The organism is Streptomyces sp. NPDC057654 (assembly GCF_042800135.1).
GTDB lineage: Bacteria > Actinomycetota > Actinomycetes > Streptomycetales > Streptomycetaceae > Streptomyces.
Map to the genome: position 1 here is coordinate 1 of NZ_JBHVHQ010000196.1, position 11,531 is coordinate 11,531.

Here is an 11,531-nt window from a genome sequence, read left to right on the forward strand (position 1 = left end):
GTCCTCGGTCGCCTCTCGACTTCGAGGGGCGACCGGACCGGCGCTTTGTCGTCCAGCAGGCCCGTTCACCTCCAGCTAGGGAAACTTGATGTTCGAGGCAGTCGAGGAACTGATCGGCGAACACGCCGACCTCGAAAAGCGGCTCGCCGACCCCGCCGTCCACGCGGACCAGGCCAACGCCCGCAAGCTCAACAAGCGCTACGCCGAGCTGACCCCGATCATCGGCGCCTACCGCTCCTGGAAGCGGACCGGCGACGACATCGAGACCGCCCGCGAGCTGGCCCAGGACGACCCCGACTTCGCGGCCGAGGTCAAGGAGCTGGAGCGGCAGCGCGAGGAGCTGACCGAGCGGCTGCGGCTGCTGCTGGTCCCCCGCGACCCCAGCGACGACAAGGACGTGATCCTGGAGGTCAAGGCAGGCGAGGGCGGCGAGGAGTCCGCCCTGTTCGCCGGCGACCTGCTGCGGATGTACCTGCGCTACGCCGAGCGCGTCGGCTGGAAGACCGAGATCCTGGAGGCCAACGAGTCCGATCTCGGCGGCTACAAGGACGTACAGGTGGCCGTGAAGACCAAGGGCGGGGGCGGCGCGACCGAGCCCGGCCAGGGCGTCTGGGCGCGCCTGAAGTACGAGGGCGGGGTGCACCGCGTGCAGCGCGTGCCCGCCACCGAGTCGCAGGGCCGCATCCACACCTCCGCCGCGGGCGTGCTCGTCACCCCCGAGGCCGAGGAGGTCGAGGTCGAGATCGGCCCCAACGACCTGCGCATCGACGTCTACCGCTCCTCCGGCCCCGGCGGCCAGTCCGTCAACACCACCGACTCCGCCGTGCGCATCACCCACCTGCCCACCGGCATCGTGGTCTCCTGCCAGAACGAGAAGAGCCAGCTCCAGAACAAGGAGCAGGCGCTGCGCATCCTGCGCTCGCGGCTGCTGGCCGCGGCCCAGGAGGAGGCCGAGCGCGAGGCGTCCGACGCCCGGCGCAGCCAGGTCCGTACGGTGGACCGGTCCGAGCGCATCCGGACGTACAACTTCCCCGAAAACCGCATCTCCGACCACCGGGTCGGCTTCAAGGCGTACAACTTGGATCAGGTCCTCGACGGCGAGCTGGACCCGGTGATCCAGGCGTGCGTCGACGCCGACTCGGCGGCCAAGCTGGCGGCCGCCCAGTAAGCTCCGCGGACCCGGCGGGCCCGCCCGCGGGTCCCGGCCGGTCCGGTCCAGTCCATACGTTCTCGCAAGTTCGCAAGCCGGAGGAACAGCGTGCAGCAATCTGCCGGGGGGCGACCCCCGCACCCCCGATCCGTGCTGCTCGCCGAGGTGGCCCAGGCGACCCAGCGGCTGGCCGACGCGGGCGTCCCCTCGCCCCGCTTCGACGCCGAGGAGCTGGCCGCGTTCGTGCACGGCGTCAAGCGCGGCGAGCTGCACAACGTCGCCGACGCCGAGTTCGACGCCCGCTACTGGGAGGCCGTCGCCCGCCGCGAGGCCCGCGAACCGCTCCAGCACATCACCGGCCGCGCCTTCTTCCGCTACCTCGAACTCCAGGTCGGCCCGGGGGTGTTCGTACCCCGCCCGGAGACCGAGTCCGTCGTCGGCTGGGCCATAGACGCCGTACGGGCCATGGACGTCGTCGAGCCGCTCATCGTCGATCTGTGCACCGGCTCCGGCGCCATCGCCCTCGCCCTCGCCCAGGAGGTGCCGCGCTCGCGCGTGCACGCCGTCGAGCTCGACGAGGGCGCCCTGACATGGGCCCGCAAGAACGTCGAGGGGTCCCGCGTCGTTCTCCACCACGGGAACGCGCTGACCGCGCTGCCCGAGCTCGACGGCCAGGTGGACCTGCTCGTCAGCAACCCGCCGTACATCCCGCTGACCGAGTGGGAGTACGTCGCACCGGAGGCCCGCGACCACGACCCCCAGCTCGCGCTCTTCTCCGGCGAGGACGGCCTGGACACCATCCGGGGCATCGAGCGCACCGCCCACCGGCTGCTGCGCCCCGGCGGCGTCGTCGTGATCGAGCACGCCGACACCCAGGGCGGCCAGGTGCCGTGGATCTTCACCGAGGAGCGGGGCTGGGCGGACGCCGCCGACCACCCGGACCTCAACAACCGCCCGCGGTTCGCGACGGCCCGCAGGGCGACGCCGTGACCGCGGCACCCCGCACGCTCGACCCCAGTAACCGCTTCGCGAAGGAGATGTGATGGCACGGCGATACGACTGCAGCGACGCGACCGACCGCAAGACCGGCCTGCGCGAGGCGACGGCGGCGGTCCGCCGCGGCGAACTGGTCGTGCTGCCCACCGACACCGTCTACGGGATCGGCGCGGACGCCTTCAGCGCCGAGGCCGTCGGCGACCTGCTGGAGGCCAAGGGGCGCGGCCGGACCATGCCCTCGCCCGTGCTCGTCGGCTCGCCGAACACCCTGCACGGGCTCGTCACCGACTTCTCCGAACAGGCCTGGGAGCTCGTCGACGCCTTCTGGCCCGGCGCGCTCACCATCGTCGCCAACCACCAGCCGTCGCTGACCTGGGACCTGGGGGAGACCCGCGGCACCGTCGCGGTCCGCATGCCGCTGCACCCGGTCGCCATCGAGCTGCTCACCGAGTTCGGCCCGATGGCCGTCTCCAGCGCCAACCTGACCGGCCACCCCTCGCCGCAGGACTGCGACGCGGCTCAGGAGATGCTCGGCGACGCCGTCTCCGTCTACCTCGACGGCGGGCCCACCCCGGCCGCCGTGCCCTCCTCCATCGTCGATGTCACCCGCGGCACCCCGGTGCTGCTGCGGGCGGGCGCGCTCAGCGCCGAGCAGCTCCGCGAGGTCGTACCCGATCTTGAGGTGGCCAATTGATCGCCCCGCAGGGGCGTGGCATAGCGGGACCGGACCTCACCGCCGACACCTTCCGCATCCTCCACGTCAGCACCGGCAACGTCTGCCGCTCGCCCATCACCGAGCGGCTGACCCGCTATGCCCTCACCGACCGGCTCGGCGACCCCTTCGCCGGCGGCCTCGTCGTGGAGAGCGCCGGCACCTGGGGTCACGAGGGCGCGCCCATGGAGGCGCACGCCGCGACCGTCCTCGCCGACTTCGGCGCCGATCCGGACGGCTTCATCGGCCGCGAGCTCCTCGACGAGCACGTCATCCGCGCCGACCTGGTACTGACCGCCACCCGTGACCACCGCGCGCAGGTCATCTCCATGGGGCACTCGGCGGGGCTGCGCACGTTCACGCTCAAGGAGTTCACCCGGCTCGTACGGGCCATAGACCCCGCCACGCTGCCCGACCCCGTGCACGGCGGCGTCGTCGGGCGCGCGCGGGCGCTGGTGCAGGCCGCCGCCGCGCTGCGCGGCTGGCTGCTGGCCCCGAACGCCGAGGCCGACGAGGTCCACGACCCGTACGGCGCCCCCATCACCTTCTTCCGCTCCATCGGCGACGAGATCAACCAGGCCCTGGACCCGGTCGTCACCGCCCTCACCGGAGTCCCCACCCGGACCTGACCGGCTGCGGGCGCGGGACGCCGGGCCTACATTGGGGTGCACCACCCCTCAAGGTCCGGAGCCAGTGCCATGCCGGTCGCCGCAGTAGCACCCCACACCCACTGGGGCCCCGATTTCGACGCGCTGCGCCGCACGGACCCGGAGCTGGCGGGGCTGCTCCTCGCCGAGCTCGGCCGGCAGTCCGCCGGACTCCAGCTCATCGCCGCCGAGAACTTCACCTCGCCCGCCGTCCTCGCGGCCCTCGGCTCGCCGCTCGCCAACAAATACGCGGAGGGCTACCCCGGCGCCCGCCACCACGGCGGCTGCGAGCTGGTGGACCTCGCCGAGCGGATCGCCGCCGACCGGGCCAAGGCGCTCTTCGGCGCCGAGCACGCCAACGTCCAGCCGCACTCCGGCTCCTCCGCCGTCCTCGCCGCGTACGCCGCGCTGCTGCGCCCCGGCGACACGGTGCTGGCGATGGCGCTCACCCAGGGCGGGCACCTCACGCACGGGTCGCCCGCCAATTTCTCCGGCCGCTGGTTCGACTTCGCGGGCTACGGCGTCGCGCCGGACACCGGCCTGATCGACTACGGGCAGGTGCGCGAGCTGGCCCGTACGCACCGCCCCAAGGCGATCGTCTGCGGCTCGATCTCGTACTCGCGCCATGTGGACTACGCGGCCTTCCGGGAGATCGCCGACGAGGTCGGGGCGTATCTCATCGCGGACGCGGCGCACCCGATCGGGCTGGTCGCGGGGGGTGCGGCGCCGAGCCCGGTGCCGTACGCGGATGTGGTGTGTGCCACCACGCACAAGGTGCTGAGGGGGCCGCGCGGCGGGCTGATCCTGTGCGGCGCGGAGCTCGCGGACCGCATCGACCGGGCGGTGTTCCCGTTCACGCAGGGCGGCGCGCAGATGCATACGGTCGCGGCGAAGGCGGTGGCCTTCGGCGAGGCGGCGACCCCGGCCTTCACGGCGTACGCGCACCAGTGCGTGGCGAACGCGCGGGTGCTGGCCGCGGCGCTCGCGGCCGAGGGGCTCGCGGTGAGCACGGGCGGCACCGACACGCATCTGATCACCGCGGACGTCGCGCCGCTGGGCATCGACGCGAGGGCCGCCAGCGGCCGTCTGGCGGCCTGCGGGATCGTCCTGGACACCTGCGGCCTCCCGTGCGCCGACGGGCGGGCCAGGGGCGTCAGGCTGGGCAGCGCGGCCGTCTCCACGCAGGGGATGGGGGAGGCGGAGATGGCGCGCGTCGGGGCGCTGGTGGGAGCGGCCCTGCGACAGGACGCGGGGACCCGTGCGGAAGTGGCGGAATTGGCCGGAAGGTTCCCTCCTTATCCCGATCACACCTGAGGGCTGGAACCATCCCCCAACGGGGCACGTCCTGGGCCGCATTCACGATTCGGGGGTGGACGCGAATATGGTGTGGGGCTGTGATGGCCAGCGAAACCTCTGGGGCAGCCTGTGCGTGAATATCTGCTGACGCTGTGCGTCACCGCCGCGGTCACCTATCTGCTGACGGGACCGGTGCGGAAGTTCGCGATCGCGGCCGGCGCGATGCCGGAGATCCGCGCGCGCGACGTGCACCGCGAACCGAAGCCGAGGCTCGGCGGTATCGCGATGTTCGGCGGGTTGTGCGCGGGGCTGCTGGTCGCGTCCCATCTGTCGAACCTCAAGGGCGTCTTCGAGCTGTCGAACGAGCCGCGGGCGCTGCTGTCGGGGGCCGGGCTGATCTGGCTGCTGGGCGTGCTGGACGACAAGTTCGAGGTGGACGCGCTGGTCAAGCTCGGCGGGCAGATGATCGCGGCGGGCGTGATGGTCCTCCAGGGCCTGACCATTCTGTGGATTCCGGTGCCCGGCGTCGGCACGGTCGCGCTGACCCCCATGCAGGGCACGCTGCTGACGGTGGCCCTGGTCGTCCTGACCATCAACGCCGTCAATTTCGTCGATGGGCTGGACGGGTTGGCCGCCGGAATGGTGTGCATCGCCTCCGCCGCCTTCTTCATGTACGCGTACCGCATCTGGTTCGGCTACGGCATCGAGGCGGCGGCCCCGGCCACGCTGTTCGCCGCGATCCTGATGGGCGTGTGCCTGGGCTTCCTGCCGCACAACATGCACCCGTCGCGGATCTTCATGGGCGACTCCGGGTCGATGCTGATCGGGCTGGTGCTCGCGGCGGGCGCGATCTCCATCACCGGGCAGGTGGACCCGGACGCGATGCGGCTGTTCGCGGGGTCGGAGCGGGCCGCGGTGCACGGCACGGTGCCGGTCTACATCCCGCTGCTGCTGCCGCTGACCGTCGTGATGGTGCCGGTCGCCGACCTGATCCTGGCCATCGTGCGGCGCACCTGGAACGGCCAGTCGCCGTTCGCGGCCGACCGCGGCCACCTGCACCACCGGCTGCTGGAGATCGGCCACTCGCACAGCCGGGCCGTGCTGATCATGTACTTCTGGTCCGGGCTGATCGCCTTCGGCGCGGTCGCCTACTCGGTGAACTCCGCCAGCATGTGGATCGTGCTGCTGATCGTGCTGCTCAGCGCCGTCGGGCTGGTCCTGCTGCTGCTGCCGCGCTTCACGCCGCGCGCGCCGCTGTGGGCCCAGCGGCTGGTGCCGCCGCGCTACCGGCGCCGGGCCTTCCTGGAGATGACGGCGCGGAAGCGGGCCGCGAAGGCCGCGGTGGCGGCGGGAACCGGCGCCGAGGGCCGTACGGACGCCGAGGGCGCCGAAGCGGAACCGGAGCCGGAGCCGGTGCCGTCCGGGGTGAACGGTGCGACGGCGGTCGGGGACCGCTCGCGTTTCACCCATACCAGGAAGATCAGCAGCCATCGCTGATTTGGCGCATCTGCCGTATACCAGACATCGGTCGTGCTGTCCGGTGAACATGCCGGGATTAACTCTCCCGTGTGATGGGCAGCACACGATGTAGGTAAAGACCTCATCAAATAGTTTGTGATACCGTTCACTAAACCCGGTGCTAGAGCCGAAGGACCGTAGTGCGTACGGCCCTTCGTCGCGAGGTCCATCTCACCTCCGGGGATACGCTCGTCCACGACGAATCGTTGCTTCCGACTCCCGCCGGAGAAACCCTTCATGCAGTCCAACGACGCCCGAACACTCCTGCTCTGCGCCGTGCCGGCCGCCGTCACCGGCGGTATCGCCGTGGCGGTCAGCGCCGCGCTGGCCGGCGGCAAGGGTGCGATCGGCGCGGTCGTCGGCACGCTGCTGTCGGTCTGCATCATGGCGATGGGTTACTACGTCCTTCAGCGGACCGCGCGACAACTCCCGCACCTGTTCCAGGCCATGGGCCTGATGCTGTACGCGACGCAGTTCCTGTTGGTCGGGATCTTCCTCGCGGTGTTCAAACACACGACGCTGTTCAACACCAAGGCGTTCGGGCTGACCCTGCTTGTTGTGACTTTGGTGTGGATCGCCGCGCAGACGCGCGCCCACCTGAAGGCCAAGATTCTCTACGTGGAACCGGAACCCGACGACGCGAAGAAGTCCGCGCCCGCCGGGTCTCCGTCATGACCGGTAGGGCCGCGATAAACACCGTCACGCTCACCTGCTATCGTCCGGTGCCATCTGAGGCACAGCACGCGAAGGCAGCTGAACTCCCGAGTTTCCCGGGACGGAATCGGCAGTCCATGCGGCTGATGCCCGCTATGCCATTCGGCCTCGCGCCGACCAGCCGCCCCCAAATCCGTAAGACCAGTCCAGTGCCGCTCCGTGGCTGTGCGCCGCGCCGACACAACGAGGTTGCCGTACCTATGCGCCACGCTGAAGGAGCTCGCGGTGAGTGCTGACCAGATGCTCGCCTTCGAGACCGATTGCCACCTCTTCGACGGGTGTGGCTTTCCCGCTCCGGGCCTCCACTCGTTCATGTTCGAACCGCTCTTCACCGTCGGCGGCTATGACGTCAACAAGCCAATGCTGCTGGCGTTGTTGAGCACGGTCGTCATCATCGGGTTCTTCTGGGCGGCTTTCGGCCGGGCCAAGGTGGTGCCGGGCAAGCTCCAGATGATCGGCGAGTCCGGCTACGACTTCGTGCGCAAGAGCATCGTCTACGAGTCCCTCGGCAAGAAGGTGGGCGACAAGTACGTCCCCTTCATGGTCTCGCTGTTCTTCTTCGTCTGGATCATGAACCTGTGGTCGATCATTCCGGTCGCCCAGTTCCCCGTGACGTCGATCATCGCCTTCCCGGCGGGGCTCGCCCTGATCGTCTACGTCCTCTGGATGTATCTGACGTTCAAGAAGCACGGCTTCGTCGGCGGCCTGAAGAACATCACCGGCTACGACAAGTCGCTGGGCCCGATCCTCCCCATGATCGTGTTCCTGGAGTTCTTCTCGAACGTGCTGGTCCGGCCGTTCACCCACGCGGTCCGGCTCTTCGCGAACATGTTCGCCGGCCACCTGCTGATCCTGATGTTCACCATCGCCAGCTGGTACATGCTGAACGGCATCGGTATCGCGTACTCCGGCGTCTCGTTCGTGATGACCATCCTGATGACCGCCTTCGAGCTGTTCATCCAGGCCGTTCAGGCGTACATCTTCGTCCTCCTGGCCTGCACCTACGTGCAGGGCGCGCTCGCCGAGCACCACTGAGCCCCCTGCCCCTCCAGACCAATTGACGTCCGGTGGCCAACCCCCACCGGCCCATGAAAAGAAGGAAGAACCGGCATGTCCGCTCTCCAGACCCTTGCCGCCGAAGGCGTTCACGGCTCCCTCGGCTCCATCGGCTACGGCCTCGCGGCCATCGGCCCCGGCGTCGGCGTCGGCATCATCTTCGGCAACGGCACCTCGGCCCTCGCCCGTCAGCCCGAGGCGGCCGGCCTGATCCGCGCCAACCAGATCATGGGTTTCGCCTTCTGTGAGGCGCTCGCCCTGATCGGCATCGTGCTGCCGTTCGTCTACGGCATCTGATCCAGGCGTACTGACAGCAGTTCTTGACGAAAGGCATTGATGTGAACGCCCTGGTACAGATGGCGGCCGAGGAGGCGGAAAACCCCCTCATCCCGCCGATCCCAGAGCTCGTCATCGGCCTTATCGCCTTTTTCATCGTCTTCGGCTTCCTCGCCAAGAAGCTCCTCCCGAACATCAACAAGGTTCTGGACGAGCGCCGTGAGGCCATCGAGGGCGGCATGGAGAAGGCCGAGGCCGCCGAGGCCGAGGCTCAGCAGGTCCTTGAGGACTACCGGGCCCAGCTCGCCGACGCCCGCCACGAGGCCGCGCGGATGCGCCAGGAGGCGCAGGAACAGGGCGTCGCACTCATCGCCGAGATGAGGACCGAGGGCCAGCGGCAGCGTGAGGAGATCATCGCTGCCGGCCACGCCCAGATCGCCGCCGACCGCAAGGCCGCGGCGGCCTCGCTCCGCCAGGACGTGGGCAAGCTCGCCACCGACCTGGCGAGCAAGCTCGTCGGCGAGTCCCTTGAGGACAACGCCCGGCAGAGCCGCACCATCGACCGCTTCCTCGACGGTCTTGAGGAGAGCGCGACGACGGCCGAGGCCAAGCGATGACGGCTGCGACGGAGATGCACGGCGCGAGCCGTGAGGCACTGGGCACCGCGCGTGAGCGCCTCGACGCGCTGGCGGACAACACGTCCGTCGACGCGGCGAAGCTCGCCGAGGACCTGGCCGGCGTCACCGCGCTGCTCGACCGCGAGGTGTCGCTGCGCCGGGTCCTGACCGACCCGGCGCAGAGCGGCGAGTCCAAGGCGGAGCTGGCGGGCCGGCTGCTCGGCGGCCAGGTGGGCGGCGAGGCCGCCGACCTGGTATCCGGCATGGTCCGTTCCCGCTGGTCGCGCTCGCGCGACCTGGTCGACTCGATCGAGGAGCTGGCGGCCTCCGCCGACCTCATCGCGGCGCAGCGGGCCGGCGCCCTCGACGCCGTCGAGGACGAGATCTTCCGGTTCGGCCGGGTCGTCTCCTCCTCGACCGAGCTGCGGGCCGCGCTCACCGACCGGCTGGCGACCACCGCGGCCAAGGCGGAGCTGCTGCGCAGCCTGCTCGGCGGCCGGGCGCACCAGGTCACCGAGCGGCTCGTAGTCCGCCTTGTCGCCCAGCCGCGAGGCCGTAGCCTGGAGGGAGGGCTCACCGCCCTCTCCAAGCTGGCCGCGGAACGGCGCGACCGCATGGTCGCCGAGGTCCGCTCCGCGGTGCCGCTGAGCGACGGACAGAAGCAGCGCCTGGGCGCCGCACTGGCCAAGCTGTACGGGCGGCAGGTGCACCTCAACCTCGATGTGGACCCCGAGGTCCTCGGCGGGGTGTCGGTGCGCGTGGGCGACGAGATCGTCAACGGGACCATCGCGGACCGCCTCGAAGAGGCGACCCGGCGGATGGCCGGCTGACCGGCCACCACCAACTCAAGAGCAAGACCGCGGCCCGTGTTGGGCCGTAGCGGAAAAACCAGGGGGCCGTGACAGGAGCGGCGCACGCCGCGTGGCCCCCCGGCCCCGCAAGAAACTTCGGGCCCAACAAGGAGAGCAGGGAACCCAGATGGCGGAGCTCACGATCCGGCCGGAGGAGATCCGGGACGCGCTGGAGAACTTTGTCCAGGCGTACAAGCCGGACGCGGCCTCGCGCGAGGAGGTCGGTACGGTCAGCGTTGCCGGCGACGGCATCGCGAAGGTCGAGGGTCTTCCCTCGGCCATGGCGAACGAACTGCTGAAGTTCGAGGACGGCACCCTCGGCCTCGCCCTCAACCTTGAGGAGCGCGAGATCGGTGCGGTCGTCCTCGGCGAGTTCAGCGGCATCGAGGAGGGCCAGCCGGTGCAGCGCACCGGTGAGGTGCTCTCCGTCGCGGTGGGCGAGGGCTACCTCGGCCGCGTCGTCGACCCGCTCGGCAACCCGATCGACGGCCTCGGCGAGATCGAGACGGAAGGCCGCCGCGCCCTGGAGCTCCAGGCGCCCGGCGTCATGGTCCGTAAGTCCGTGCACGAGCCGATGCAGACCGGCCTCAAGGCCGTCGACTCGATGGTGCCGATCGGCCGCGGCCAGCGTCAGCTGATCATCGGCGACCGCCAGACGGGCAAGACCGCCCTGGCCGTCGACACGATCATCAACCAGCGCGACAACTGGCGTTCCGGCGACCCGAAGAAGCAGGTCCGCTGCATCTACGTCGCCGTCGGTCAGAAGGGCTCCACCATCGCGTCCGTGCGCGGCGCGCTGGAGGAGGCCGGCGCCCTGGAGTACACGACGATCGTCGCGGCTCCGGCGTCCGACCCGGCCGGCTTCAAGTACATCGCCCCGTACACCGGCTCGGCCATCGGCCAGCACTGGATGTACCAGGGCAAGCACGTCCTGATCGTCTTCGACGACCTGTCGAAGCAGGCCGACGCCTACCGCGCCGTCTCCCTGCTGCTGCGCCGCCCGCCGGGCCGCGAGGCGTACCCGGGCGACGTCTTCTACTTGCACTCCCGTCTGCTGGAGCGCTGCGCGAAGCTCTCCGACGACATGGGCGCGGGTTCGATGACCGGTCTGCCGATCGTCGAGACGAAGGCCAATGACGTCTCGGCGTTCATCCCGACCAACGTCATCTCCATCACCGACGGCCAGTGCTTCCTGGAGTCCGACCTGTTCAACGCGGGCCAGCGGCCGGCGCTGAACGTCGGTATCTCGGTCTCCCGCGTCGGCGGCTCCGCCCAGCACAAGGCGATGCGCCAGGTCTCGGGCCGACTGCGCGTGGACCTCGCCCAGTACCGCGAGCTGGAGGCGTTCGCCGCCTTCGGTTCCGACCTGGACGCGGCCTCCAAGGCGCAGCTGGAGCGCGGCAAGCGGATGACCGAGCTGCTCAAGCAGGGTCAGTACGCGCCGTACGCGATCGAGGACCAGATCGTCTCCGTCTGGTCGGGCACCACCGGCAGGATGGACGACGTGCCGGTCGAGGACATCCAGCGCTTCGAGCGCGAGCTGCTCGACTACATGGGCCGTGAGCACAAGGGCCTCATGAACAGCATCGTCGAGGGCGCGAAGATGTCCGACGACACCATTCAGGCGCTCGCCGACGCCGTCGCCACCTTCAAGAAGCAGTTCGAGACTTCGAGCGGCGATCTTCTCGGTGACGACGC

12 protein-coding genes are annotated in these 11,531 nt (G+C 70.1%); all 12 read left to right on the top strand.

All coding sequences use genetic code 11. From position 1 onward, the window contains the following. The first annotated feature begins 88 nt into the window (after positions 1–88). Positions 89–1,168, top strand: coding sequence for a peptide chain release factor 1 (prfA, locus tag ACFU99_RS17110; RefSeq protein ID WP_363229307.1), 1,080 nt, complete (start codon positions 89–91; stop codon positions 1,166–1,168). A 90-nt stretch (positions 1,169–1,258) separates the two neighbouring features. Continuing rightward, on the top strand, positions 1,259–2,140 hold the full coding sequence (prmC, locus tag ACFU99_RS17115) for a peptide chain release factor N(5)-glutamine methyltransferase (protein WP_384392221.1): 882 nt from the start codon (positions 1,259–1,261) through the stop codon (positions 2,138–2,140). A 52-nt stretch (positions 2,141–2,192) separates the two neighbouring features. After that, on the top strand, positions 2,193–2,840 hold the full coding sequence (locus ACFU99_RS17120; protein ID WP_030889654.1) for an L-threonylcarbamoyladenylate synthase: 648 nt from the start codon (positions 2,193–2,195) through the stop codon (positions 2,838–2,840). Next, entirely contained in the window at positions 2,837–3,487 is a 651-nt protein-coding gene (locus ACFU99_RS17125) for a low molecular weight phosphatase family protein (protein ID WP_030889656.1), read from the top strand. The genes ACFU99_RS17120 and ACFU99_RS17125 overlap by 4 nt, the downstream gene beginning before the upstream one ends. A gap of 69 nt (positions 3,488–3,556) precedes the next feature. Next, a complete protein-coding gene (gene glyA / locus ACFU99_RS17130; RefSeq protein ID WP_384392226.1) occupies positions 3,557–4,819 on the top strand; it encodes a serine hydroxymethyltransferase in 1,263 nt (420 codons plus the stop codon). Between the two features lie 111 nt (positions 4,820–4,930). Next, positions 4,931–6,298, top strand: a complete 1,368-nt coding sequence (locus ACFU99_RS17135; RefSeq protein ID WP_384392228.1) for an MraY family glycosyltransferase — start codon at positions 4,931–4,933, stop codon at positions 6,296–6,298. Between the two features lie 258 nt (positions 6,299–6,556). Continuing rightward, complete coding sequence (locus ACFU99_RS17140; RefSeq protein WP_384392231.1) at positions 6,557–6,994, top strand: hypothetical protein; 438 nt, start codon at positions 6,557–6,559, stop codon at positions 6,992–6,994. 279 nt (positions 6,995–7,273) lie between these two features. Beyond that, complete coding sequence (gene atpB / locus ACFU99_RS17145) at positions 7,274–8,068, top strand: F0F1 ATP synthase subunit A (RefSeq protein ID WP_030889664.1); 795 nt, start codon at positions 7,274–7,276, stop codon at positions 8,066–8,068. A gap of 75 nt (positions 8,069–8,143) precedes the next feature. Beyond that, positions 8,144–8,386, top strand: coding sequence for an ATP synthase subunit C (locus ACFU99_RS17150; RefSeq protein ID WP_030889667.1), 243 nt, complete (start codon positions 8,144–8,146; stop codon positions 8,384–8,386). A 41-nt stretch (positions 8,387–8,427) separates the two neighbouring features. Further along, on the top strand, positions 8,428–8,982 hold the full coding sequence (locus ACFU99_RS17155; RefSeq protein WP_384392235.1) for a F0F1 ATP synthase subunit B: 555 nt from the start codon (positions 8,428–8,430) through the stop codon (positions 8,980–8,982). Positions 8,983–8,996: 14 nt separating this feature from the next. After that, positions 8,997–9,812, top strand: a complete 816-nt coding sequence (locus tag ACFU99_RS17160) for a F0F1 ATP synthase subunit delta (protein WP_384392241.1) — start codon at positions 8,997–8,999, stop codon at positions 9,810–9,812. Between the two features lie 148 nt (positions 9,813–9,960). Continuing rightward, positions 9,961–11,531: F0F1 ATP synthase subunit alpha (gene atpA, locus ACFU99_RS17165; protein WP_384392238.1), on the top strand; the 1,571-nt coding region annotated here is incomplete at its 3' end.